Source organism: Streptococcus timonensis (assembly GCF_047463455.1).
GTDB lineage: Bacteria > Bacillota > Bacilli > Lactobacillales > Streptococcaceae > Streptococcus > Streptococcus timonensis_B.
In genome coordinates, this window is the sequence record NZ_JASHDV010000002.1 from 351,820 (window position 1) to 375,763 (window position 23,944).

The 23,944-nt window shown below is 40.1% G+C and carries 26 protein-coding genes; 5 read left to right on the plus strand and 21 right to left on the minus strand.

Annotation, left to right across the window (positions count from 1 at the left end):
• Positions 1-127: 127 nt before the first annotated feature.
• Positions 128-2,347, minus strand: a complete 2,220-nt coding sequence (gene recJ, locus QM847_RS04940; RefSeq protein ID WP_414354250.1) for a single-stranded-DNA-specific exonuclease RecJ — start codon at positions 2,345-2,347, stop codon at positions 128-130.
• A gap of 215 nt (positions 2,348-2,562) precedes the next feature.
• Here recJ and QM847_RS04945 point away from each other — a divergent pair, with 215 nt between their 5' ends.
• Positions 2,563-3,165, plus strand: coding sequence for a class I SAM-dependent DNA methyltransferase (locus QM847_RS04945; protein WP_414354252.1), 603 nt, complete (start codon positions 2,563-2,565; stop codon positions 3,163-3,165).
• A 183-nt stretch (positions 3,166-3,348) separates the two neighbouring features.
• Here the strand turns inward: QM847_RS04945 and QM847_RS04950 are convergent, their stop codons facing one another.
• The gene (locus tag QM847_RS04950) at positions 3,349-3,786 is read right to left on the minus strand and encodes an Rrf2 family transcriptional regulator (protein ID WP_414354254.1); all 438 of its coding nucleotides are present in this window, start codon (positions 3,784-3,786) and stop codon (positions 3,349-3,351) included.
• A gap of 59 nt (positions 3,787-3,845) precedes the next feature.
• Positions 3,846-4,685 carry a metallophosphoesterase family protein gene (locus QM847_RS04955; RefSeq protein ID WP_414354256.1) on the minus strand — a complete coding sequence of 280 codons (840 nt, stop codon included), beginning with the start codon at positions 4,683-4,685 and terminating at the stop codon, positions 3,846-3,848.
• A 146-nt stretch (positions 4,686-4,831) separates the two neighbouring features.
• Between QM847_RS04955 and QM847_RS04960 the strand changes: the two genes are divergently transcribed.
• Positions 4,832-5,284, plus strand: a complete 453-nt coding sequence (locus tag QM847_RS04960; protein WP_414354258.1) for a universal stress protein — start codon at positions 4,832-4,834, stop codon at positions 5,282-5,284.
• A 33-nt stretch (positions 5,285-5,317) separates the two neighbouring features.
• Here QM847_RS04960 and QM847_RS04965 read toward each other — a convergent pair whose 3' ends face one another.
• Complete coding sequence (locus QM847_RS04965) at positions 5,318-6,709, minus strand: Cof-type HAD-IIB family hydrolase (protein ID WP_414354260.1); 1,392 nt, start codon at positions 6,707-6,709, stop codon at positions 5,318-5,320.
• Between the two features lie 66 nt (positions 6,710-6,775).
• Here QM847_RS04965 and QM847_RS04970 point away from each other — a divergent pair, with 66 nt between their 5' ends.
• On the plus strand, positions 6,776-7,738 hold the full coding sequence (locus QM847_RS04970) for an asparaginase (RefSeq protein ID WP_414354262.1): 963 nt from the start codon (positions 6,776-6,778) through the stop codon (positions 7,736-7,738).
• A 41-nt stretch (positions 7,739-7,779) separates the two neighbouring features.
• Here QM847_RS04970 and ccpA read toward each other — a convergent pair whose 3' ends face one another.
• Positions 7,780-8,787, minus strand: a complete 1,008-nt coding sequence (gene ccpA, locus QM847_RS04975) for a catabolite control protein A (RefSeq protein ID WP_414354264.1) — start codon at positions 8,785-8,787, stop codon at positions 7,780-7,782.
• A 196-nt stretch (positions 8,788-8,983) separates the two neighbouring features.
• Here ccpA and QM847_RS04980 point away from each other — a divergent pair, with 196 nt between their 5' ends.
• Positions 8,984-9,301, plus strand: a complete 318-nt coding sequence (locus QM847_RS04980; RefSeq protein WP_075566264.1) for a DUF960 domain-containing protein — start codon at positions 8,984-8,986, stop codon at positions 9,299-9,301.
• Positions 9,302-9,344: 43 nt separating this feature from the next.
• Here the strand turns inward: QM847_RS04980 and folK are convergent, their stop codons facing one another.
• From folK to QM847_RS05005, 5 genes are all read right to left on the minus strand, one after another.
• Complete coding sequence (gene folK / locus QM847_RS04985) at positions 9,345-10,157, minus strand: 2-amino-4-hydroxy-6-hydroxymethyldihydropteridine diphosphokinase (RefSeq protein WP_414354266.1); 813 nt, start codon at positions 10,155-10,157, stop codon at positions 9,345-9,347.
• 40 nt (positions 10,158-10,197) lie between these two features.
• Complete coding sequence (gene folE, locus QM847_RS04990; RefSeq protein WP_414354268.1) at positions 10,198-10,752, minus strand: GTP cyclohydrolase I FolE; 555 nt, start codon at positions 10,750-10,752, stop codon at positions 10,198-10,200.
• A 3-nt stretch (positions 10,753-10,755) separates the two neighbouring features.
• The gene (locus QM847_RS04995; RefSeq protein WP_414354270.1) at positions 10,756-12,054 is read right to left on the minus strand and encodes a bifunctional folylpolyglutamate synthase/dihydrofolate synthase; all 1,299 of its coding nucleotides are present in this window, start codon (positions 12,052-12,054) and stop codon (positions 10,756-10,758) included.
• 1 nt (position 12,055) lies between these two features.
• Positions 12,056-13,006 (minus strand): dihydropteroate synthase, encoded by a 951-nt coding sequence (gene folP, locus QM847_RS05000; protein ID WP_214262418.1) that lies wholly within the window; start codon positions 13,004-13,006, stop codon positions 12,056-12,058.
• A gap of 297 nt (positions 13,007-13,303) precedes the next feature.
• Positions 13,304-14,503 carry a phosphoglycerate kinase gene (locus tag QM847_RS05005; protein WP_414354272.1) on the minus strand — a complete coding sequence of 400 codons (1,200 nt, stop codon included), beginning with the start codon at positions 14,501-14,503 and terminating at the stop codon, positions 13,304-13,306.
• A gap of 351 nt (positions 14,504-14,854) precedes the next feature.
• On the opposite strand from QM847_RS05005, the gene QM847_RS05010 reads away from it, so the two are divergent.
• On the plus strand, positions 14,855-16,486 hold the full coding sequence (locus QM847_RS05010; RefSeq protein ID WP_414354274.1) for a Na/Pi cotransporter family protein: 1,632 nt from the start codon (positions 14,855-14,857) through the stop codon (positions 16,484-16,486).
• A 99-nt stretch (positions 16,487-16,585) separates the two neighbouring features.
• Here the strand turns inward: QM847_RS05010 and QM847_RS05015 are convergent, their stop codons facing one another.
• The 11 genes from QM847_RS05015 to racE form a co-directional block, all read right to left on the minus strand.
• Positions 16,586-16,882 (minus strand): bacteriocin immunity protein, encoded by a 297-nt coding sequence (locus QM847_RS05015; protein WP_414354276.1) that lies wholly within the window; start codon positions 16,880-16,882, stop codon positions 16,586-16,588.
• Positions 16,883-16,906: 24 nt separating this feature from the next.
• Positions 16,907-17,971, minus strand: coding sequence for a glutamyl aminopeptidase (gene pepA, locus QM847_RS05020; RefSeq protein WP_414354278.1), 1,065 nt, complete (start codon positions 17,969-17,971; stop codon positions 16,907-16,909).
• A gap of 114 nt (positions 17,972-18,085) precedes the next feature.
• Entirely contained in the window at positions 18,086-18,322 is a 237-nt protein-coding gene (gene yidD / locus QM847_RS05025; protein WP_025170542.1) for a membrane protein insertion efficiency factor YidD, read from the minus strand.
• Positions 18,322-19,047, minus strand: coding sequence for a pseudouridine synthase (locus tag QM847_RS05030; protein ID WP_414354280.1), 726 nt, complete (start codon positions 19,045-19,047; stop codon positions 18,322-18,324). The genes yidD and QM847_RS05030 overlap by 1 nt, the downstream gene beginning before the upstream one ends.
• Positions 19,034-19,603, minus strand: a complete 570-nt coding sequence (scpB, locus tag QM847_RS05035; protein ID WP_414354281.1) for an SMC-Scp complex subunit ScpB — start codon at positions 19,601-19,603, stop codon at positions 19,034-19,036. The genes QM847_RS05030 and scpB overlap by 14 nt, the downstream gene beginning before the upstream one ends.
• Positions 19,604-19,615: 12 nt before the next feature.
• Entirely contained in the window at positions 19,616-20,350 is a 735-nt protein-coding gene (locus tag QM847_RS05040) for a segregation/condensation protein A (protein ID WP_414354282.1), read from the minus strand.
• Positions 20,350-21,084 carry a site-specific tyrosine recombinase XerD gene (xerD, locus tag QM847_RS05045; RefSeq protein ID WP_414354283.1) on the minus strand — a complete coding sequence of 245 codons (735 nt, stop codon included), beginning with the start codon at positions 21,082-21,084 and terminating at the stop codon, positions 20,350-20,352. The genes QM847_RS05040 and xerD overlap by 1 nt, the downstream gene beginning before the upstream one ends.
• Complete coding sequence (gene cbpB / locus QM847_RS05050) at positions 21,081-21,542, minus strand: cyclic-di-AMP-binding protein CbpB (protein WP_414354285.1); 462 nt, start codon at positions 21,540-21,542, stop codon at positions 21,081-21,083. Before cbpB ends, xerD begins: the two co-directional genes overlap by 4 nt.
• Entirely contained in the window at positions 21,539-22,060 is a 522-nt protein-coding gene (locus QM847_RS05055; RefSeq protein ID WP_414354286.1) for a metallophosphoesterase, read from the minus strand. The genes cbpB and QM847_RS05055 overlap by 4 nt, the downstream gene beginning before the upstream one ends.
• Entirely contained in the window at positions 22,036-23,046 is a 1,011-nt protein-coding gene (locus QM847_RS05060) for a nucleoside-triphosphate diphosphatase (protein ID WP_414354287.1), read from the minus strand. Before QM847_RS05060 ends, QM847_RS05055 begins: the two co-directional genes overlap by 25 nt.
• Positions 23,004-23,798, minus strand: coding sequence for a glutamate racemase (racE, locus tag QM847_RS05065; RefSeq protein WP_254733652.1), 795 nt, complete (start codon positions 23,796-23,798; stop codon positions 23,004-23,006). The genes QM847_RS05060 and racE overlap by 43 nt, the downstream gene beginning before the upstream one ends.
• Positions 23,799-23,944 lie beyond the last annotated feature (146 nt).

Below are 23,944 nucleotides of genomic sequence, written 5' to 3' on the forward strand. Positions count from 1 at the left end.
AATCTTTTCTTTCCCATCTCTGAACTTTCATTACCAAATAAGAATGTAGCCTGCCCAATCAGCTACACTACATCAGATTTTTCTATCAAAAAAGAGGCTAAGCTCGGGTAGCGCAGCCTCTTTTTATCTATTTTTCCATTAAGAAATCATAAATTTCTTGTACCGTTCCCAAGGCCATCATTTCTTGGTCTTTAACGGTTTGTTTTAGTTGTTGATAAATATGACTTTCTGCTATATCCCTCTTTGGAGCTTCTTTATTCACTTTCATAATACCATCAGAAATCGTAACAAATCCAAGTTCTTCAAAAATTTGAATCATCTTAACTAGTAAGATTTGTTCAATTTTGAGATAGGCTGATAAGTCTTTTAATTTATAGCGAATATCGAATTCTGGGAACTGGTAGATGGTCTTATAGAGCTTAGCGAACTGCTCCCTTGTTCCATAGCCAGTCAAATAGTAGGGCTTATCGATATCATTTTTAAAGTAAATAGCAGAGAAGTCTTGTTCTTGCAATACTTGTTTAAGAAGACTGAGATCCTCGGGAATATTTTTTACAACGATTGCTGGGCTAGAAAACATTTCTGGCAAATCACTGGTAAAATCAAGGACAGGTACTCCCTCTGGTAGATTTATATTCTTACTACGAATATTAAAGAGTTGAACTCCATCAACACGCGCATCAACCATCATCAACTGCAAGGCTGTTTGTCCATTCCACTGATTAACGGATAGGGTAACTGCTAATTCCAAATCTTTAACTTGAGCAAACTCTGTTGCCAAGGATCCTTTGCCAAAAGCTACAACTTCAAAGCTTGCGCTCCCTTTAGATATTTTTAACTTCAGATGACTATCTGCCGCCCCCATAGAACGAGCATTATCAACTTGAAAATCTCGGATGTAAAAGACAGGTTTTTGATTGTCCATTCCAAAAGGAGCTAACCGTTCGAAACTTTTAACTGTTTCTAAACTCAGATTTTCCAAATCTAGTTCTTCGTCTAGATATAATTTACTCTTACCCTTAGCATCTATCCCTTTGTCTTTTACATAGGTTTCTAAAATTTCTGACAAGGCATCTAACTGTTCAACTTCGAGCGTCATACCTGCAGCACCTGCATGGCCGCCAAAGGCGATAAAAAGTTCCCGATGCGGGTCTAAAGCATCAAAGATATCCACTGCTTCTATACTTCGAGCGCTTCCTTTCGCTCGTCCATCTTCGATGTTAAGGACGATAACTGTTTGTCCAAATTCTTCAAGCAAACGCCCAGCAACAATACCTAGAACCCCTGGATTCCATCCCTCTTTTGCTAAAATTTGGACCTTTTTAGTTGGATCAAGCATCCCTTTTGCCTCTTCATAAATAGTCTGTACAATTTCCTTACGCTCCTCATTCTTCTCATTAATCATAAGGGCAATCTCATGTACTTCCTCATCATCAAAGCCAGCTAACAACTCAATAGCAGAATTAGGATCATCCAATCGTCCCAAGGCATTTAATCGAGGAGCTAGTTGGAAACCAACTGTCTCCTCTGTTAGATCATTCCCAGATATTCCTGCTATTTCAAATAACTCTTGAAGCCCAATTCGTTGAGTGTTGCGCAAAACTTCTAAACCGTATTGAACCATGATGCGATTTTCATCTGTTAAACTGACCATATCAGCAATCGTCCCAATAGCAACCAAGTCCAGCAATTCTATCTGAACTTCTTCTAGGAGAGCACAAGCCAACTTAAAAGCCACTCCACAACCTGCTAAATGTTTGAAAGGATAGTCTGCTTCAGGATGCTCCGGATGAACGATTGCATGAGCAGCTGGTAAGACCTCCGGTAGAGAATGGTGATCCGTTACAATAACGTCTACTCCCATAGATTGAGCCAAGTCAATAGCCTCATGACCTGCAACTCCATTATCCACGGTTACAATCAAGGATATCTCTTGTTGCTCAATGAAGTACTTGTAAACACTAGCATTAGGACCATAACCATCTGTAAAACGATTAGGAAGATAGACCAAGCACTCGGCTCCTAGTTGTTCTAATGTTTCTTTAAGGATAGAAGCTGAGGTCATCCCATCAGCATCGTAGTCTCCATATACGAGAATAAATTCACCCTGCTCTATGGCACGACGAATGCGATTCACTGCCTTATCCATATCGTGGAGAAGATAGGGATCATGCAAATCATCTAGACTTGGTGCCAAAAAACGAGACAAACTATCTTCATCCTTAATACCACGGCTAAATAATAGACGAGCAGCTTCAGGCCCTAGCCCAGCTTTCTTGGCGATTTTTGTAAAATCTGCATCCTCAACTTGAGGTGCAAATTGCCAATTATAAGTCGGAATAATCAAAATTCATCCACTCTTTCTTACGATTCTATCCTTTTATTATAACATGATTTCAAGTTTTTCTCCTCTTTATTTTCTTAACTCTTTCAATCAAAATCCCAAAAAACTCCTATTCTCATCAAGGTTTAAAAGCTATCCACCAGTTGATAATTCTATATCTTTTCAACAAGACGTAGCCAAAATTTTAAAACATCTTCTCTTTATGCTACACTATTGACATGGAACATCATTTTAATCATCGAGCAGAATCATTCGATTCTCCCAAAAATCAATTTCTAGCAGACCTTGTAAATGCAGAGATAAATCAACAAGTCTCTAATCTATCTACCAAATCAATCCTAGATTTTGGAGGAGGAACTGGACTTATTGCTATTCCTCTAGCTAAACAAGCCAAGTCAGTGATCTTGGTTGACATCGCAGAAAAAATGCTGGAACAAGTTCGTATCAAGGTTGAAAACCAAAAACTTGAAAATATAGACTTGATTCAACAAGACTTATTGATTAAGCCATTAGAGCAAACATTCGATCTCATTATCGTCAGTCGTGTTCTTCATCATATGCCTAATCTTGATTCCAGTATAGCTATGTTTAAGGAACATTTGACTCATGGTGGACAATTATTTATCGCTGATTATACTGTACCAGATGGAGAAAATCATGGTTTTATTATTTCTGAACTTGAGGAAACCTTAAAAAATCATAGTTTCTCAGACATTCAGACACAAATACTTTATAGTTCAGATCATCTTTTCCTTGATAAACCTTCTCAATTATTTCTTACTTCCGCAAAAAATGAAATCCCTTCAAAAGGCAGCCACTAAAAACAATCTCACTTTCTTCTTTCTCAAGTTAAAAAGCTTTTTAATCGCCTTTTTTTTCAAGTATTTCTACAAAAAACTCTCCTTAAAAATCTAGGAGAGTTTTTTATTACCAGAGTATTCCCTTATAAGAAAAGAAGAGAGCCAAACATAATAAAGCATAGAAAAAGAGGAACTAAATTCCTCTTAATCTTTAATTATTTTTTCTGCATCTGCCACTACTTGGGCCAGGCTAGTTTGACTTAATTCTTTTTCCATGGCTACTTGGATTTTATCTAATTTCTGATCTAAAACTCCATGGATATTGGCTCCAATTGGACAGTCAGGATTTGGTTTGTCATGAAAACTAAAGAGCTGACCTGTTTTCCCTAGACACTCAACAGCTTGATAAACATCCAGAAGACTAATATCCTCCATATTTTTAATAATTTCTGTTCCCCCAGTTCCACGTGCAACTGAGATTAATCCCGCCTTTTTAAGTTGTGATAAAGTTTTTCGAATAATGACAGGGTTAACTCCTACACTTGCTGCTAGAAAATCACTTGTCACCTTACTTTCTTTTCCTCTCAAAGCAATGATAATCAACATATGGGTTGCAATGGTAAATCGACTTGAAATTTGCATTTTCTATCCTCCTATCAAGCTGATATCCTCTCTTTATTATAACCCATCTAGTTGTAATGTCAAGAGTTACTACTGAGCCAATCATCTAGCTCCGCATCGTGTCCCTGATCTTGAGCAATCTCATGCAAAAAATCTTGATTATGGGTATGGTGGATGCCATTTACTAAACTTTCATAATAAACTTGATAATAGGGTAAATTCAAATCCTTTGCCAGCTGTAGTTCTTTCTCAACATCGTATTCCACACGCCTAAAGTCTACATCTTTCAAACCTTGTTCATCGAACTCTAAAATCATGTATTGGGCACGCAAATCCTTTCGGAGCTTGTCTGATAAAAAGAAGGGCTGCCCAATGGATCCTGGATTTAAGATTAGTTGACCGCCACTTGCATAGCGCAGAAACTGTTGGTGAATATGACCGTATACAGCTATATCACAGTCTGGATCGACGACTAAACGATCAAAGTCTTCTTGCTTACCTAGATGAATCAACTCTCGCCCCCAGTTTTTATCCGGCAAGTGGTGGCTGATCCCAACAGTCAAATTTCCATATTGGCGGTGAGTTTGCAAAGGATATTCTTGTAAAGCTTCAATCTCCTCTACACTAACCTCCTCCATGATATACTGACACTGGCGCAAAAGATAACGCAAACTTGGTTTCGTTTCATCTAATTTTCGATGACAAGCTCGCCATAGACTATATTCCCAATTTCCCAAAACCTGAGCAGTAATCGGTAAAGTTGATAATAGCTCTAAAATATTTTTTCGACCTGTACCAGGCATGAGAATGTCTCCTAATAGCCAATACTCATCAACCTCTAGTCGTCGAGCATCGTCTAATACTGCTTCTAAAGCTGTCGTATTCCCATGGATGTCTGAAAGTACCGCAATTTTTGTCATGATTTTTCCTCTTGTTTTTCTCTGATTTCATTATACCAAACCCCCTTTTAAAATCAAAAACCACGTCTTCTCCTATTGTTTTTTACTTTACTTTTTTAGTGAAAAGGGTTACAATGAAGATGATAAAAACTAAGGAGGTTTTTGCTATGACACAACGTTATGAAAACATTATGGTAGCTGTTGATGGCTCTAAAGAAGCTGATTTGGCCTTTGTCAAAGGTGTTCACATTGCACTCCGAAATCAAGCTAAATTGACCATTGCCCATGTAATCGACACTCGTGCCCTTCAAAGTATTTCAACATATGATGCTCAAGTATATGAAGAATTACAACTTGAAGCTCAAAACTTGATGGCAGAGTATGAAAAGCGTGCAAAGGATGTAGGGCTCAATGACATCCAAATTGTGATTGAAATGGGAAATCCTAAAACTCTATTAGCTAAAACCATTCCTGAACAAGAAGAAGTCGATTTGATTTTAGTTGGAGCAACTGGACTTAATGCCTTCGAGCGTCTACTTGTCGGTTCTTCATCAGAATATATCTTACGCCATGCCAGTGTCGATCTCCTGGTTGTTAGAGACACAGATAAAACTTTTTAAAAAGAATTAAAAAAGGAGCCAAGGCGCTCCTTTTTATTGTTTATTTTCTCTTTCTTTATGGCGTTCATAAGCCCTGATTTGACGTTCAAGTTCCTTCTTAATAGCTGGTTCTGGGGCATGTTTCTCCTCCCAACCTTCAGGTTTAAGAATCTTGTGAGTCACTGGATCAAACTGGGCCTTACCATCTGGGAAAATCTTGGCCATATTGGCTTGATGGACAATCTCAAAAATACGCTCTGGATCCACTCCCATCAATACAAAACTACCATAAGTAAAATATAGAGTATCAATCAAGGCATCGACTTGTCCAACCAAAGTACTTTCAGCCGGTATTTTTTGAGAAACTTTATCTGCTGATACATCAAGTGCCTGGTGCAAATCTTGTACAGCTTGTTGAAATTCCTCTTCAGAATTGCTTGCAGCACGGACAAATTCAACTAACTCTTCAACTTTGAATGCGGCTCGATGAGTTGCTCCTTTTACATCCCAAACTTTAGGCTCTTCCTGAGTTCTCTCATCCATCAAATGATGAAAGGCTTTAACCTTATTAAAGTGATAATCTCGACTCACAAATACTTTTTCAGAAGACAATACACCAAAGTACTCCAAGGCCTTGTGTATACCTCCCTCTTGGTTGCTTGTTGTAATGTGTTTTGCTACTTCCTTAACACTACTGCTACCATTTCCCATAGCAACAGACATCCCAACACCAGCCAACATTTCCAAGTCATTGTCAGAATCTCCAAAAGCCATGACTTGATTAAGATCAAAACCATACTCTTTTCCGACACGGCGAATCCCTTCTAACTTGGAATTCCCCTGGTTGATAATATCCGCTGCAAAAGGATTACTTCTAGTGAACTTGAGATGGTCTAATTCTATAGCTGCTTGATTAGACTCTTCTGGAGTCATCAACATCAAAACTTGATAGACCGGTTGGTTGATTAAGTCCAGCAAATCCTCTTCTTTTTGAGGGACGGCCTTACTAACCATACGATTGAAAGAATTACTAATTGTACGAGTCAAAAACTTAGGTACAAATCGACTAGCTAATTGTGATAAAGGACTGAGACCAAAGGACATGATTCGAGAACCAACAACATCTTGTCTAGTTCCCATAGCGATTTCTTTTTGATTTGCCTTTGCATAAGAGATGATTTGTCTGAGACTTCCCTTGTCGATAGGACTAGCAAAAAGAACACGGTCTTTGTTAAAGATATATTGGCCATTGTATGTCACTGCAAAATCTAAATCTAAATCATCCATCAAATCTTTAACAAAAAAAGGTCCTCGTCCTGTTGCTACTCCAACTAGGACACCCTGCTCTTTTACAATCTTAATGGCTTCTTTTGTGGATTTCAAAACACTCTTACGATCATTTACCAGCGTTCCATCTATATCAAAAAATACTGCTTTGACTTCCATGACTGTCTCATTCCTTTCTTTTATGATACAATGATTATACCATATTTCAGAAAAAGTGAGTGAATCATGACAAAGAAAATCCTCGTTTTACACACCGGTGGCACTATTTCTATGCAAGCAGACGAATCAGGTGCTGTCAGAACTAGTTCGGACAATCCTATGAATCATGTCTCAAATCCCCTAGAAGGTATCCAGGTCCATTCCCTAGATTTTTTAAATTTACCCAGTCCCCACATTACACCTAAACATATGTTGGCTCTTTATCATAAAATCAAGCAAGAGGCGGCATCTTTTGATGGGGTGGTTATTACACATGGAACTGACACCCTTGAAGAAACAGCTTATTTCCTTGATACTATGGATATTCCTCAAATCCCTATCGTGTTAACTGGAGCTATGAGAAGTTCCAATGAACTTGGAAGTGACGGAGTTTATAACTACCTGAGCGCCTTACGAGTGGCCAGTGATGAGAAAGCAACCGACAAAGGTGTACTGGTCGTTATGAATGACGAAATCCACGCCGCCAAGTATGTTACCAAGACCCACACTACTAATGTCGGGACTTTCCAAACACCGACTCATGGCCCCCTTGGACTCATTATGAAGCAGGAAATTCTCTATTTCAAAACTGCTGAACCCCGTGTCCGTTTTGACCTTCATTCTATTAAAGGTTTAGTTCCTATCATTCCAGTCTATGCAGGCATGACCGACGAACTACTCGATTTACTTCCTATTGACCAACTAGACGGGCTGATTATTCAAGCCTTTGGAGCTGGCAATGTTCCAAAAGAAACTGCGCAAAAATTGAACTCCTTAATTCAAGAAGGGCTACCAATCGCACTAGTTTCTCGCTGTTTTAATGGTATCGCTGAACCTGTCTATGCCTACGAAGGGGGAGGGGTTTGTCTGCAAAAATCAGGTGTCTTTTTCGTTAAAGAGTTGAATGCTCAAAAAGCTCGCCTAAAGCTTCTTATTGCTATTAATGCTGGACTCAATGGCGAGGAACTTAGAGAATATATGGAAGGGTAAGAAAAACTCAGGAAATCAATTAATTTCCTGAGTCTATTTTTTTATTTTTTACGAGTTGAATGACGCTCTGTTAAGCCGTGTTGAAGTAGCACTTCTCTTTCTTCCAACTCTTCTTTATGCATAATCTTGGTCAACATACGCATACTGATTGCACCTAAGTCATACAAAGGTTGAGCAATAGTCGTTAGATTTGGTCTTGTATAGCGCGCGATTTGTGAATCATCACTGGTGATAATTTCAAATTCTTCTGGTACAGAAACTCCTTGGTCGGCCAATCCATTCAAGACTCCTGCAGCCAATTCATCACCTGTAACAATAGCTGCTGTTGCTTTTGAAGAAATCAATCGCTCTGCTAAAGCATAACCATCATCATAGCGGTATTTTGACTCAAAGACAAGACCTTCACTATAGTTGATACCCGCTTCTTTCAATGCATCCTTATATCCAACCAAGCGCACTTTCCCATTAATATCGTCTACTAATGGACCACTGATAAAGGCAATTTTTTTGTTGCGCTTCAACAAATGACGAACAGCATCTGCAGTAGCAGTCTTATAATCGATATTGACGCTCGGAAGTTGATGCTCTACATCCACAGTTCCTGCCAAAACTACAGGCGTTCGTGAACGTGAGAATTCTGAACGGATTTTTTCTGTTAAGTGATAGCCCATAAAGATGACACCATCAACCTGTTTTGAGAAGAGGGTATTAACCACCGATACTTCTTTTTCATCATCTTCATCACTATTAGCAAGGACAATATTGTATTTATACATTTCGGCAATATCATCAATTCCTTTTGCTAGAGTAGCAAAAAATGTATTTGTAATATCTGGAATGACAACTCCAACCGTTGTTGTCTTCTTACTTGCCAAGCCACGAGCTACTGCATTAGGACGATAATCTAGACGTTCAATAACCTCTAAGACTTTCTTTCGAGTGTTTTCTTTAACATTTTTATTTCCGTTAACAACACGACTAACTGTCGCCATCGAAACTCCTGCTTCACGGGCAACGTCATAAATTGTTACTGTATCATCTGTGTTCATTCCGGTTCCTTTCTCTATTGAAAATTTTGTTTTCATGTTTGTACCATTTTCATTCTATCACTTGTTGTAAGCATTTTCAAGCATTTAATAAATTTTTATTTAAAATTCTTATTTCCTTCTGTTTTTTACAACAAACTTTTCTTGATTTTTACACCATTTTGCAGTATGATAATAAGAAAACGAGTTGGAGGTATGGATGGCTTTTACAGATTCTCATAGACGTTGTGCAAGTTTTGGTATCGCAACTAACTTACCAGACGATGTCATCGACTCCATTTGGTATATTATTGACCATTTCCTAAAACATGTTTTTGAGTTAGAAGATGAGCTAGAGTTTCGACTCTTAAATAGCAATGGAGCTATTACCTTCCGATTTTCAAGTCAACATCTACCTACAATCATTGATTTTGACTTCACCCACCCTTTTGATCCTCTCTATCCACCTAAAGTAATTGTCTTAGATATGGATGGAAAGGAAACTATCCTTCTCCCAGAAGAAAACGAACTTTATTAAAAAACCTAGCATCCTAACAATTAGTTTAGGAGACTAGGTTTTTTTATTTTTTCAATTCTTGATATAAGTGACGAATCGGTTGTCCTAGCACTGGATGAATAAAATGCGGAGCTATTTCTTGAAGGGATTCTAGGACAAAGAGACGCTCGGGAATATAGGGATGTGGCAAGATGAGGGCGTCAGTATAGATCACTTGGTCCTCTACAAATAGCAAATCCAAGTCAATCAAGCGTGGTCCCCAATGTACCTCTCTAACTCGTCCCATTTCTGACTCAATCGCCAACAAGGTTTCTAACAAGATTGGAGCTGGCAACCAGGTTTCCACTTCAATGACTTGATTGGCAAAGCTAGCTTGTTCTACACCACCCCATGGCTCAGTTGTAATCACACTAGACTCTTTGAGAATACGAATCCCGCGAGCACTTATTTTTTCAAGAGCTAGTTCAAGATTAGCCGTCTTATCCCCCATATTGCTACCTAGGGCAATAAAGGCTCTTTGTTTGCGGCGATAGATGGCTACTGAACAGGTGTCTAACGATAGATGAATAGGCGCCCATGGTTTTTTGAGTTCCAGTTTAATTTCTTGAACTATTGGATAGGTTTCAAAAGTGCGCTCTACTAGTTTGTAAGCAACTGTTTCAATCAAGTCTTCAGTGGTTTCCTGAAACCAAGCTGTCCATTCTTGGCATAGTTCTCCGTAGTGGATAGAAGACTCCAAATTCAACTCTGTTGCAGCCTTGGTCATATCATAGGATAAACTAGCTGAAATGATAAACTTTTGTCCTAGTTCTTTCTCACTAGGAAAGAGTCCATGGAAGGCAAAAATTTCTAGATCTTTAATTCGCAGTTGATCCATAACAAATCCTTTCTAGAAAAATCCACTTGAAGCGGATTTTTTATAGTCCCATGAGACGATATGCTTGGTCTCGAAGGTCCTTATCTGACTCAAACACTCCACGTGCCACTGTTGTCAAAGTTGCAGTTCCTGGTTTTCTAACACCACGCATGCTCATACACATATGCTCTGCTTCAATGACAACAAAAGCTCCCTTGGCCCCTAAATACTCCATCAAGGCGTCTGCAATTTCGATATTCAAGCGTTCTTGAATCTGTGGCTTTTTGGCATAAACTTCCACTGTACGAGCAAGCTTTGACAAACCTGCTACACGTCCGTCTGGAACATAAGCGATATGTGCTTTCCCATAAAATGGCAAGAAGTGGTGTTCACACATAGTATGGAAAAAAATATCCTTTTCCACCACCATATTATCATCGATAATCTCAAAGGATTTTGACAGGTGCTCCTCCGCAGTTTGACCAAGACCCGAAAAAATCTCCTGATACATACGAGCTACACGAGCAGGCGTTTCCTGCAAGCCTTCGCGGTTCATATCCTCACCAACAGCTTCAATAATCATTTTGACAGCTGTCTCAATCTTTTGTGTATCCATTCTCTAGTTTTTCCTCTCCATCAGATAGGCTCTCACCTGGCTCAAGAAATACAATGAACCCGTTACTATCCTAACTGTTTTTTTCTCTTCAATATCTATCATACTTTGGTCTAGAAATGCCTGCCAACTCTGGTAGCTAAGATTCCTAGAATAAGCTGCTTTCTTTAGTACTTCTTCATCAGTTGCTCGACCATCATCAAAATGTGTTAGTGTAAGATTAGTATCTGGTAAGGCCTCTAATAAATCTAACATATCCTCTAAAGCCTTGGTTTTAATACAAGTAAAGAGGATTTCCTTGTGATAGTCAGTAAATCGTTCTTCTAGGGTAGCTAATAAAGCTTTGATTGCATGGGGGTTGTGTGCCCCATCTAAAATCATCAAAGGACTTCTAGAAACAACTTCAAAGCGTCCAGGCCAACTTGTTTCTTTTAAGGCTTGAGCCACTATATTATTACTTGCTAATTCTCGACCAGTCTCCTGACAATAGGCATCCAACAAAGTTAAAGCCATCCCAGCATTCTCTACCTGGTGCAAACCCAGCAATCCTGTTTGAAAACGACCTCGTCTTTGTTGACTTGTATAGTCAAAGACTTCTCCCGTCCCCACACTCTCTGGATGACTGACTTGATAATCTTCCCCATAAACAAGCCTAGGAGCCTCTTTCTCTTTCGCGATTTGGTTGATAACTGCTAGGGCTTCTGGGACAATATTTCCTGTTACCAGGGGAACTCCTTGTTTGATAATTCCAGCTTTCTGCTCCGCGATAGCTTCCAAGCTATCTCCTAGTATAGCTACGTGATCCAGGCCAATGGTCGTAATACCTGTTAAGATAGGCTGACAAACATTGGTACTATCCAAAAGTCCACCCATACCTACTTCCATAATAGCCACATCAACTTCCTCAGAAGCAAAATAATCATAGGCTATAGCAGTGATAATCTCAAACTCTGTCGTTCCTTGCAAGGCGAGAGCTTGCTCACCTTCAAGTAGTGAGCGATAGTCTGCCATCAAAGCCTCTAATCTTGCTTCTGGGATGGATTGTCTGTTGATGCTAATTTGGTCCGTGTAATGAATGAGATAAGGCGAGCAAAAGACTCCAACTCTTATCCCCATCTCTCCCAACATATTCTTCAAAAAGGCTATAGTAGATCCCTTCCCATTGGTTCCTCCGATATGGATAACCTTGAGTTTCAGATGGGGATTGCCACGTAAGGCTAATAGCTTCACCATCCTCTCCAAACCAAAATGCGGTTGGTCTGTCCGATAGTTAGCTATCCACTGATTCGTTTCGTTTTTATTCATCTTATTTATACTGTTTCAGGTTTAAATTTTCCGCATCATCTGCCAGACGAATGGCTGATGCGATTTCAACTGCCATCTTGTGGCTGGCTACATCGTGTACACGCACCACTTCTACACCCTGCCTAGCAGCGATACTAGTCACATGAGCTGAAGCAGTATCACGATTGCGGAAGCCTTCTTCAGTTTCCGGGTTTACTTCAAAACCATTTTCTTCCAGAATATTGATGACAAAGCGCTTGCGAGAGACTCCTAAAAAGATAGGATAGCCCATCTCGTGTAATTTATCAAGGTCACGTAGAAGTATGAGGTTTTCCTTTTTGGTCAAGCCAAAGCCAATCCCTAGATCCAGCATGATGTTTTCTTTCGAAACTCCTGCTTTTTCCGCTCTTTCTAGAGCACGGTTAAAGAAAGCTGTCATCAATTCTTCTACTGGTAGTTTTTCAAACTCATCTAAGTCTTCCTTTGTAAAAGGCTCTCCAAAGCCAAAATGAGGGAAGATAAGTGAACTAGGGTGCTGAGGGCGTGCCATGACTGGATTAAACATGATGACTACCTGAGCTCCAGCTTTAGCAACCACATCAGCCATCTTCTCATCACCCATGAGACCAGTAATGTCATTGACTATATGGGCACCAGCTTTTAGAGCTGCTTCTGCAACTTGACTTTTCCAAGTGTCTACCGAAATCAGAACATCACTTTCTTGACGGATAGCCTTAATGACTGGAACCACACGCTGGATTTCCTCTTCAATCTCAACATAGCTACTTCCAGGTCGAGGTCGAGTAGACTCTCCACCGATATCTAAAATAGTGGCACCTTCAGCAATCAATTTTCGAGCTTGTTTTAAGGCTTCTTCAAAAGCAAAAAATTGGCCCCCATCAGAGAAAGAATCTGGGGTGACATTGATAATACCGCAAATAGCTGTTTTTGTATGATTGTCTCTTTTTTCCACGATTATTACTCAAATTTCATTTATATTGGTATTTCTCTATTTTACTGTTTTTTTTGGATTCTGTCCAATTATCCCTCGCTACTCTCAAACTTTAAAAGAGCGCAAAAAAGAGAGTGGGACAGAAATCGGTAACTCGTTAGAATTCGATTTCGTCGTCCCACCTCCGCACAGTTGAGTAGGGTTGTAAAAGCTGATGAAATCAGCGTAGTAGAGCCCACTCAACCACTGCGTCCTGCTCGAAAATCCAAAGACAATTGAGAGGCTAGGACTTTTGTCCCAGCCTCCTTTTTTATATTCTTATTTTTCAGTCAAAGCTGCAAGTCCTGGAAGAACTTTACCTTCAAGAAGCTCCATTGAAGCTCCACCACCAGTAGAGATCCATGAGAACTTGTCTGCACGACCAAGGTTGATAGCTGCGGCAGCTGAGTCACCACCACCGATGATTGATTTAACGCCTGGTTGTTTCACGATAGCGTCCATTACACCGATTGTACCAGCTTGGAAGTCAGGGTTTTCAAATACACCCATTGGTCCGTTCCATACAACTGTTTTAGCACCAGTCAAAGCTTCGTCAAATTTAGCGATAGATTTAGGACCGATATCCAAACCAAGGAATCCTGGATCTACTGCTTCACCTTCAGTGTCTTTGACTTCAGTGTAGTCAGCAAATGCGTTTGCTTCTTTTGAGTCAACTGGCAAGATCAATTTGCCGTTTGCTTTTTCAAGAAGAGCTTTAGCGACATCCAATTTATCTTCTTCTACAAGTGAGTTACCAATTTCGATACCTTGTGCTTTGTAGAATGTATAAGTCATCCCACCACCGATAAGAACTTTATCAGCTTTTTCAAGCAAGTTTTCGATAACACCGATCTTGTCTGAAACTTTTGAACCACCAAGGATAGCCACGAATGGACGTTCTGGAGCTTCAACTGCTTCTTGGATGTAGGCAATTTCGTTTTCAAGAAGGAATCCAGCAACTGCTTTTTCAACGTTTGCTGAGATACCAACGTTAGATGCGTGTGCACGGTGAGCTGTACCGAATGCATCGTTTACGAAGATACCATCTCCAAGTGATGCCCAGTATTTACCAAGTTCAGGATCGTTTTTAGATTCTTTCTTACCATCAACATCTTCGTAACGAGTGTTTTCTACCAAGAGAACTTGTCCATCTTCAAGAGCGTTAATCGCTGCTTCCAATTCAGCACCACGAGTAACACCTGGAAGGAAAGCAACTTCTTGACCCAACTTAGCAGCCAAGTCAGCAGCTACAGGAGCAAGTGATTTACCTTCTTTATCTGCTTCTTCTTTTACACGTCCAAGGTGAGAGAAGAGGATTGCACGTCCACCTTGTTCAAGAATATACTTGATAGTTGGAAGAGCTGCAGTGATACGGTTATCGTTAGTAATCACGCCATCTTTTACAGGAACGTTGAAGTCAACACGAACGAGAACTTTTTTCCCTTTCAACTCAACATCTTTAACAGTCAATTTTGCCATTTGAAAAGACTCCTTATTTTTTTTATGTGTTAATTATATCACAAAATCAGTAAAAGAGATAGAAAAACCTAAAACTTTTCTCTTTCTCGGTTAGTCTGTTACTTTAAAACTAAGAGTATAAAACTAGTGAGTCTTAGATAATCGGAACTCTCACTAATTTTAAATTTTCATCCAAAAAATCATTAAATGCTTACTAGTTGGAATAATAATATCCCAACTAAATGATACTTTTTAATAAAAGATTCATTACATTTTTATTAAAATTTACTATTTACTACTTGTTAGATTGCTATTAATCCTTTAAAATAGAATGGGAGAAATTCCGTGATTATTTTTCGGAGGAAAAAGGAAATGTCCATTAATTGGCAGGAAATTATTTTTCACTTTTTAGGTGGTCTGGGACTATTTTTGTATAGTATCAAGACCATGGGGGACGGTTTGCAACAAGCAGCTGGAGATCGTCTTCGATTTTACATTGACAAATATACTAGCAATCCTTTCTTTGGAATTTTAGTTGGAATTGGGATGACTGCCCTGATTCAATCGAGTTCAGGTGTTACGGTTATTACAGTTGGTCTGGTTAGTGCCGGACTATTGACTTTACGTCAGGCTATTGGGATTGTTATGGGAGCCAATATTGGAACAACCGTCACATCCTTTATCATTGGTTTTAAATTGGGAGACTACGCATTACCTATGCTTTTTCTCGGAGCAGTCTGTCTCTTCTTCACAAAAAATAGAACCATCAATAACATCGGACGAATTGTCTTTGGTGTCGGTGGTATCTTCTTTGCCCTCAATCTTATGAGTGGCGCTATGGAACCCCTTAAGGATTTACAAGTCTTTAAAGACTACATGGTAGAACTTAGTAAAAATCCAATCTTGGGTGTTCTTGTCGGAACAGGTTTAACCCTTCTGATTCAAGCCTCCTCAGCGACCATCGGGATTCTACAAAATCTCTACGCTAGCAATCTGATTGACCTTCAAGGAGCTCTACCAGTTCTCTTTGGGGATAACATCGGAACTACCATCACTGCTATTATCGCTTCCTTGAGTGCTAATATTGCAGCCAAACGTGTGGCAGCAGCTCATGTGGCCTTTAACGTTATCGGGACTGTTATCTGTATTATCTTCCTCGTTCCATTTACAGGCTTAATCCAATGGTTTGAGAGCTTCTTAAATCTAGCTCCAGAAATGACCATTGCCTTCGCCCACGGAACCTTCAACATTACCAATACAATCATTCAGTTTCCATTCATCGGAGCTCTTGCCTTCTTAGTAACCAAACTTATCCCTGGAGAAGATGAAGTTGTCAAATACGAGCCACTTTACCTTGATGAGCAACTGATCAAACAAGCTCCATCTATCGCTCTTGGAAATGCTAAAAAAGAACTTCTACACTTAGGTAATTATGCTGCGAAAGCCTTTGACCTCTCATACGACTATATCATCAATTCTGATGAAAAACTTGCTGAAAAAGGTCATAAGACTGAAGAAGCCATCAATACCATTGATGAGCAATTGACTCGTTACCTGATCAGCCTCTCTGGTGAAGCCTTGAGCCAAAAAGAGAGTGAAGTCTTAACAAATATCCTTGACTCTTCACGAGATTTAGAACGTATCGGAGATCACGCAGAAGCTCTTATCAATCTTAATGATTACTTACAACGTAAGAATGTTCAATTCTCTGAAGCTGCCTTAAAGGAGCTAGCAGAGATTTATCTTAAAACTAGCGAATTCGTCAAAGATGCTCTTGAAAGTGTAGAGAATAACGACCTCGAGAAAGCAGAATCTCTTATTGAACGTCATGATGCCATCAATAACATGGAACGTGTCCTTCGTAAGACTCACATCAAACGTCTAAATAACGGAGAATGTTCTACCCAAGCAGGTGTCAACTTTATCGATATTATTTCACACTACACTCGTGTATCTGACCACGCTATGAACCTTGCTGAAAAAGTCATCGCTGAACAAATTTAATAGACAAAAAGCCACTTTTTCTTGGGGGCTTTTTTCTTCTCTTTAACAGTCAAAACTATCTTTGATTCCTTAATAAAAAAACTTTGATTCCAAATGGAATCAAAGCATTTTAAAGATTTCACCCCAGATTAGAGCAGAAGTTGCAGTTCCTCTGTACTTGTCTTCTTCTCTTCTGATAAAGCGGGCCAGATTGACTAACTCTGGTGCTGGTGTTTTGGGATTCTTGAGTAGTTCAAGAGTAACCAGACCTGACAGACGCACCGCTAGCAATCGCTCATTGGTACTTGGTAATTGCTTAGCAGTTTCTAGGAGCGCAGCCACTAAATCTTCACTCAAGTTTTGACGGGCATTATTGTAAAGATCCCGTATCAAGGTTTCTAGGTTTGGTTCTCCCATACCTATCACCTCCATCATCTCTGTTTAATAATTTTTAATCAAATCTACAGTAGAGCGATCCAATTTTTTAACCAAGGCTTGTAAGAATGCTTGTGCTTCAAGGAAATCATCCATTGCATAAAGTGTTTGGTGAGAGTGGATATAACGAGCACAAACACCAATTGTTGTTGATGGTACACCACCATTTTTTAGATGAGCTGCACCGGCGTCAGTTCCACCTTTTCCACAGTAGTATTGGTACTTGATTCCGGCTTCTTCAGCAGTTGTCAAAAGGAAGTCTTTCATCCCTGGGAGAAGCAAGTGACCTGGGTCGTAGAAACGAATCAAGGTTCCATCACCAATCTTACCTTGACCACCATAAACATCACCAGCTGGTGAACAGTCAACTGCCAGAAATACTTCTGGGTCAAATTTGGTTGTTGAAGTATGAGCACCACGAAGTCCGACTTCTTCTTGGACATTAGCCCCAAGATAAAGTTCATTGCCTAGTTTTTGGCCTGACAAGCTTTCTGCCAACTCGCTAACCATGAGAACTCCGTAGCGGTTGTCCCAAGCTTTTGAAATGATGTTTTTTTCGTTAGCTGTTAGGATTGCACTACTATCTGGAACGATGGTGTCCCCAGGACGGATACCAAAACTCTCAGCCTCAGCCTTATCCGCAAAACCACCATCAAAGACGATATCTGAAATAGCTGGCATGGTTGGCCCACCTGTTCCACGAGTCAAATGTGGAGGTACTGAACCTGAGATGACTGGAATTGCACGTCCTTGGCGCGTAAAGAGTTTAAATCGTTGGCTGCTAACAACCATTGGGTTCCAACCACCGATTTCAACTACTCGGAAGGTTCCATCTGGTTTGATTTCACTCACCATAAAACCAACTTCATCCATGTGAGATGCTACCAAGACGCGAGGTGCATTCGCAACTTCTGAATGTTTGATACCAAAAATACCACCTAGGCCATCTGTTACTACTTCATCCACGTGAGGAGTTATTTTCTCACGAAGATAAGAGCGTACAGGCGCTTCATGACCTGAGATAGCAGAAAGTTCTGTTACTTCTTTGATTTTAGAAAATAATGTTGTCATTTCTATCCCTTCTTTCTTTCAACCATTTTACCACTTTTTATAGGAGAAGGGTAGCGAAAATCATCAATCTATAGATCTATCTACACCAAAAAAGAATCACAGTCGTGATTCTTTTTATTTTGAATTTCTCTTTAAAGAAAAGTGATCTGGTACGGGGTCCTTACCTATTTCAGACCAAGGATGACATCGTAATATCCGTGCCAATCCCATCAGAACCCCCTTAAATCCATGCTTTTCAATAGCCTGAATCATGTAGTTTGAACAAGTAGGCTCAAATCTACAAGAAGGTGGGAATGCAGGGGATATAAAGCGTTGGTAAAAGCGTACAGGCGCAATTAAAATTCGTTTCATTATTTATTAGTTGTTACAGCCATGGTATGTAGTTGGCTAATTTCCTTTTTATTGAGACGACGTGATTCTCCTGGACGAAGACCCGTCAAGTCTAGATGGCCAAAACGTGTCCGCGACAACTTGTCCACTGGGAGACCCACAGCTTCAAACATCTTTTTAACCTGGTGGTTACGTCCTTCATGGATGGTCAACTGTACAACAGAACGGTTTTTGGCTGGGTCTACTTTAAGAATCTCATAAACCGCTGGCTTCGTTTTCTTCCCATCAATCTCAACACCTCGAGTCAAGGGACGGAGGTTTTCTTTGTTGGCAATTCCTTTCACACGCGCAACATAGACCTTATCGATTTCATTACGTGGGTGAATCATCTCATCGGTAAAGTCACCATCGTTGGTCAAAATCAAGACTCCAGATGTATCCCAGTCCAAACGTCCCACAGGGTAGATGCGCTCTTTAACATTCGGCAAGAGGTCGACAACCGTCTTACGTCCCTTATCATCTGTTACACTGGAAATCACTCCACGTGGTTTATTGAGCAGATAGTAGACCTTCTCTTCGTTGTAGATTGGTTGACCTTCAACTTCTACCTTATCGCCAGACTTAATGGTTGTCGCTAATTCACGTACTACCTGACCGTTAACAGTCACCAAGCCTTGCTTGATCAACTCCTCTGCTTTTCTCCTACTGGCCACTCCTGCGTGGGCAATATATTTATTGATTCTCATCTTCTTCTATCCTTTCACCAAATAATTGGCTTTCTTGTGCTTGAATTTCAAGCTCGTCAATCACAGGCAATTCTTCCAAATGGTTAATACCCATGTAATCCAGAAAATAATCCGTCGTTACATAGAGGTTAGGGCGTCCAAGCACCTCTTTTTTCCCGTCTTCTCGTATCAAGTCAAAGGCCTGTAACTTTGCCAAAGCTCCACTCGAATTAACCCCACGGATAGCATCGATTTCTATCCGTGTGATAGGCTGCTTGTAGGCAATGATGGACAAGGTTTCAAGCGCAGCTCGAGATAGACTCTGGTTGATTGGTGCCTTAGAATATTCTTTCAAAACACCTGCAAATTTAGCCTTGGTTACCAATCTATAAGCACCACCTGTCTCAATCAAGTCTAGACTAGAATCCTGATCTTTTTCATACTTTTTGGCTAATTTTTCAAGACTCTGCTGAACCCCTGTTGGTGGTAACGATAAGAGCTCTGCTAACTGGCGAGCCCTAATCCCATCTTCACCCGACACAAACAGGAGTGCTTCTATTTTTGCTAAAGTACTCATATTTCCTCTCTATCAAGCTTGACTCTGCTCTACTTGATTTTCTTCATTCTTTTTCATGAGATAAATATCTCCAAAACTCTCTTTTTGAATCAAGAGAATTTCTTGGGTTTTAATCAACTCCAAGGTCGCTAAAAAGAGTGTAATGACCTCTTGTAAATCCTTGATTTCTTTAAACAAATCCTGCAAGCATAATTGTTGACCTTCAACCAAGGCTTCTCGAACGATAACCATCATATCCTCAATCTTATACTCATCTCGTAAGATTGTTGTGTGACTTTTCGAGAATTCTTCCTTTTTCTTGGTCAGTAAGGTTGAAAAGGCTAAGAAAAGATCAATCGTCGTTTTATCATGCACAAGTTCTGCATCCTCGTAAATTAACTCTGTCGGTGCTTTTGAGTAATATTGAGCTCGTTCCTGGTGCTTGACTTCCAACTGCTCTCCCAAAAGTTTAAATTTGCGGTATTCTTCAATCTGAGAAAGGAGGTCCTGCTCAAGGTCATCCTCTAAATCCGTCACTTCTGCAACCTTTGGTAAGAGCTTGCGACTCTTGATTAGCATCAGTTGGCTAGCCATCACCATATACTCTCCTGCCACTTCTAAACGCATGGCTTGTAAAGTTGATATGTAGGCTAGATACTGCTCGATAATTTCTGTAATCGGTACATCATAGATATCCATCTGATACTTTGAAACCAAATGTAAGAGCAAGTCCAAAGGCCCTTCAAAATCTTTTAATTTAATATCCATTATCTATATTTTTCTAAGGTCATGACTGTTTTTAATCCTAACTTTTTAGCGATTTCGTACAAGTCAACCTTCTCTTCAATTTGTCTCAGTATAAACTGTTCCCTTAACCCTTGAGCCGATAAATCTGCAAAACCTTTTTCCTTTAGAAATGCTTCTAACTGACGAAAGGCCCATTGACGAGAGTATGGCTTACCAGTTTTTTCAAAGAGGTAGGTCTGTCCCATCAAGGGTTCTAGCTCTGTTAGCAAGTTTGTAGGAAGACTCAAGACTCTTTGCTGAGAGGCTTTATTGATTCTCAATACTTGAAAGTCTAGATTCACATCACTTGTTTTTATGGCTAAAATTTCACTAGGCAAGAGGCCCAATTCAACTATCAATAAGGCTATTAAACGCCCTTCTGGACAGATACTTTCTTGCCAGAAAGAACTCAAGTCTAAAAGCTCTGACTTGACTTGTTTATTCTCAGCCTGTTTCGGCAATTCCAAACGATAAAAGGTGCCAATCTTTCCTTTTTGGTACAAAAAGAAGAGAAATTGATTACAAGCAGAAACTTTACGCTTTTGGACACTGATTTTAAAATTTGATAGTTGAGCTTGGTAGATTTTTAAACTTGTCTCAGAAATTCGTTCTCCTATCATGTCTAAAAATTGCTCTAAATCATACTTATAAGACTGCTTGGAATTACTGGACAAATCTTGTTTTTCATCTAAAAACGCTACAATCCATTCTCTCATTTGCTTCGAATCTCATATTCCTTACTAAAATCGTGCAAGAGGGCATTGACAGCCTTGAGGATTGACTTCCGCGTGATAATCCCTTGGAAAATACCATCCTTATCAACGACTGGCAGGAAAGACTCATCCACTAGCTTATGTAAAACATCTGTCAGTGTATAATCTGGAGCCACCACTGCAACACCCTTCTTTGTCATATGAACAATGTCTGTATCTGCCATTGCCTCTTGACTCAAGTCATTCTCCATTTGGTAGGCTAAAATATCTCTTAGGCCAATTGTTCCGACAAATATTCTCTTATCTGTTACTACTGGAACCCTACTATAGGTCATCTGACTAAGCAAGAGGATTGCATGATCTGCATTGTGGGTATCGATTAAGACAGCCAAATTTTCAGCAGGAGTCAAAAAGGTTTCCTCTTGTTCCAGTAAAAATAGTTCAAATTCCTTGGCAATCATCGAGCAAACTCCTTGGATAAGCCTGGATATACCTCATGGTCACGTGTCAAAAAGTCCACTTTGAAACTCTTGTCATCAATCTCCACACGGGCATAGAGGCATTCTCTGATAGTTCCACGTGGTTGACTGATAGAACCAGGATTTAGAAAGAGAGTCTTCCCTTCCATCCAAGCATTTGGTACATGCAAGTGACCATAGAGACAGATATCAGCATCTTCCTCTTGAGCCCAGAAATCTAGTTTTTGGAAATTGAAGTTAATGTCAAATAAGTGTCCGTGAGTCTGGATAATCTTGGTAGGACCCAGTTGAGTCACTAAGCATTCTGGATAATCTGAATAGAAATCCATGTTTCCTCTAACTACCTGAATCCCTTCCCAGAGTGGTGAATCTGGGCGAAGCTCCGAGTCCCCATCGTGAAAAATGGCATCAACTTTCCCAAGATAGCGATCACGTATTTCTTCTACAATCAAGCTATCTCCATGGGAGTCGCTCATTACAATGATGGTTTGCTTTGCCATGATGGAAATACCTCCAAAAGTTTCTTAACGGCTAAGGCACGGTGAGATTGACTATTTTTTTCTTCAAGGGTTAATTCAGCTGATGACTTGCCTGTTTCTCCTACTAGGAAAAGAGGATCATAGCCAAAACCATTTTCACCCTTAGGTTCAAAGTTAATGTAGCCTGGCCAATCAGCTTCGACCACCAAGCTTTCCTTACCTGGGCTAGCCACAACCAAAGTGGTGTGGAATTGTGCCGAACGGTCCTTGAGTTCAAAGACCATGGCTAATTCGTGCAAGAGTTTAGCATTGTTTTCCTGGTCAGTGGCTCCCACTCCTGCAAATCGAGCTGACCAAACGCCTGGCAATCCACCGAGGACATCGACTTTAAGACCAGAATCATCTGCTAGAACCATCTTGCCTGTCAATTTGGAGATGGTCTCAGCCTTAAGGCGAGCATTTTCTTCAAAGGTCATACCGGTTTCAGCAACTTCAGGTAGATCTGGGTAATCATTGAGATTCTCCACATCATATCCAAGTTTGTCAAAGATAGCACGAAATTCCTTGGTCTTCCCTTCATTACGAGTCGCTATCAACAAGGTTTCTCTGACTTTGCTAGTTTCAAAGAAGGCTTCGACATCTACTCCTTCTTTAGGTAATTCCACATGCAAGAGTTTCCCATTTTCGACTAAGAGCAAGGCACCTTGGCGTTGAATGACTTCCAAGTTTCGACCGGCTTCTGCATTTAAAATCTCAACGATAAAAGATAGCAAGCGGAAGTTGGAAGACCAGCGCATTACCGTAATCGTGATTGGAAAACCATTTTCCTCATCACGGAAAATGCGAGCCAAATCCATAAAATCGAGATCAAGAGGATCTTTTATGAGGCTATAAATTCCACCGTAGACGTCCCAGACACCTACATACCAGTCCTGGTCATCCTTGTATTCATAAATTTTGTTTGTCATAATGTTACATGCTCCACATGAATCTCTTTTTCTAGCCATTCCGCTCCAATCTGAGCAAAACTATGGCTATTTGCAGTCGTATAAAAACGGTGTTGTAGAGGCCCTGCATCGCGGCTACGATTAATCTCGAAATAATTGAGTAAGACAGAGATATCCCGTACACACTCTGCTCCACTATCAATCAGTTTCACTTCTGGTCCCATCACATTTTGGATAATGGGTCTGAGTAGCGGATAGTGGGTACAACCCAAAATCAAGCTGTCTACCTTGCCCACTAATGGACGCAAGGTTTCATAAACTACTTTCTTGGTCACACTGGTTGAAAGGGCCCCAGACTCAACCAAGGGAGCAAACTTAGGGCAGGCCAAACTTTCAACTTGCAAATTTGGATCTAGGTCATGAATTTTTTGACGATAGATATCTGATTGTACTGTCATTGGTGTTCCAATCACACCGATTCTCCCACCCTGACTTGCTTTGATAGCAGCTGAAGCACCCGGTAAAATGACACCGAGGACAGGGATATCCAACCTAGCCTTGACTTCTTCCCAAACAACTGCTGTTGCAGTATTACAAGCGATGACAATCATCTTGACATCCTTAGTCAAAAGAAAGTTGACCAACTGCCAAGTATATTCACGAATTTGCTCAGCAGGACGAGGCCCGTAAGGCGCTCGTGCCGAATCTCCAATATAGACGATTTCTTCATGAGGAAGCTGGCGCATGAGCTCACGTACAACAGTCAAGCCTCCGACACCCGAATCCAAAAAACCAATTGGTCGATTATCCATACAGTCTTCTTTCTAGTCTTATGTTTCTGATTAATAGTTCATTATCATTACATTTCTTACTGAAATTTCTGACAGTTTGGTAAAGTTCCAACTGTCTCCCTCTTAATCATAATCAAATATCAATAGAATGCAAGCAAAATGCTTCA

Excerpts from the sequence above, each read along its gene's own strand:
- QM847_RS04945 (WP_414354252.1), top strand. The coding sequence starts at position 2,563 with ATGGAACATCATTTTAATCATCGAGCAGAATCATTCGATTCTCCCAAA.
- QM847_RS04950 (WP_414354254.1), bottom strand. The coding sequence starts at position 3,786 with ATGCAAATTTCAAGTCGATTTACCATTGCAACCCATATGTTGATTATC.
- QM847_RS04955 (WP_414354256.1), bottom strand. The coding sequence starts at position 4,685 with ATGACAAAAATTGCGGTACTTTCAGACATCCATGGGAATACGACAGCT.
- QM847_RS04960 (WP_414354258.1), top strand. The coding sequence starts at position 4,832 with ATGACACAACGTTATGAAAACATTATGGTAGCTGTTGATGGCTCTAAA.
- QM847_RS04965 (WP_414354260.1), bottom strand. The coding sequence starts at position 6,709 with ATGGAAGTCAAAGCAGTATTTTTTGATATAGATGGAACGCTGGTAAAT.
- QM847_RS04970 (WP_414354262.1), top strand. The coding sequence starts at position 6,776 with ATGACAAAGAAAATCCTCGTTTTACACACCGGTGGCACTATTTCTATG.
- ccpA (WP_414354264.1), bottom strand. The coding sequence starts at position 8,787 with ATGAACACAGATGATACAGTAACAATTTATGACGTTGCCCGTGAAGCA.
- QM847_RS04980 (WP_075566264.1), top strand. The coding sequence starts at position 8,984 with ATGGCTTTTACAGATTCTCATAGACGTTGTGCAAGTTTTGGTATCGCA.
- folK (WP_414354266.1), bottom strand. The coding sequence starts at position 10,157 with ATGGATCAACTGCGAATTAAAGATCTAGAAATTTTTGCCTTCCATGGA.
- folE (WP_414354268.1), bottom strand. The coding sequence starts at position 10,752 with ATGGATACACAAAAGATTGAGACAGCTGTCAAAATGATTATTGAAGCT.
- QM847_RS04995 (WP_414354270.1), bottom strand. The coding sequence starts at position 12,054 with ATGAATAAAAACGAAACGAATCAGTGGATAGCTAACTATCGGACAGAC.
- QM847_RS05005 (WP_414354272.1), bottom strand. The coding sequence starts at position 14,503 with ATGGCAAAATTGACTGTTAAAGATGTTGAGTTGAAAGGGAAAAAAGTT.
- QM847_RS05010 (WP_414354274.1), top strand. The coding sequence starts at position 14,855 with ATGTCCATTAATTGGCAGGAAATTATTTTTCACTTTTTAGGTGGTCTG.
- QM847_RS05015 (WP_414354276.1), bottom strand. The coding sequence starts at position 16,882 with ATGGGAGAACCAAACCTAGAAACCTTGATACGGGATCTTTACAATAAT.
- pepA (WP_414354278.1), bottom strand. The coding sequence starts at position 17,971 with ATGACAACATTATTTTCTAAAATCAAAGAAGTAACAGAACTTTCTGCT.
- yidD (WP_025170542.1), bottom strand. The coding sequence starts at position 18,322 with ATGAAACGAATTTTAATTGCGCCTGTACGCTTTTACCAACGCTTTATA.
- QM847_RS05030 (WP_414354280.1), bottom strand. The coding sequence starts at position 19,047 with ATGAGAATCAATAAATATATTGCCCACGCAGGAGTGGCCAGTAGGAGA.
- scpB (WP_414354281.1), bottom strand. The coding sequence starts at position 19,603 with ATGAGTACTTTAGCAAAAATAGAAGCACTCCTGTTTGTGTCGGGTGAA.
- QM847_RS05040 (WP_414354282.1), bottom strand. The coding sequence starts at position 20,350 with ATGGATATTAAATTAAAAGATTTTGAAGGGCCTTTGGACTTGCTCTTA.
- xerD (WP_414354283.1), bottom strand. The coding sequence starts at position 21,084 with ATGAGAGAATGGATTGTAGCGTTTTTAGATGAAAAACAAGATTTGTCC.
- cbpB (WP_414354285.1), bottom strand. The coding sequence starts at position 21,542 with ATGATTGCCAAGGAATTTGAACTATTTTTACTGGAACAAGAGGAAACC.
- QM847_RS05055 (WP_414354286.1), bottom strand. The coding sequence starts at position 22,060 with ATGGCAAAGCAAACCATCATTGTAATGAGCGACTCCCATGGAGATAGC.
- QM847_RS05060 (WP_414354287.1), bottom strand. The coding sequence starts at position 23,046 with ATGGCTAGAAAAAGAGATTCATGTGGAGCATGTAACATTATGACAAAC.
- racE (WP_254733652.1), bottom strand. The coding sequence starts at position 23,798 with ATGGATAATCGACCAATTGGTTTTTTGGATTCGGGTGTCGGAGGCTTG.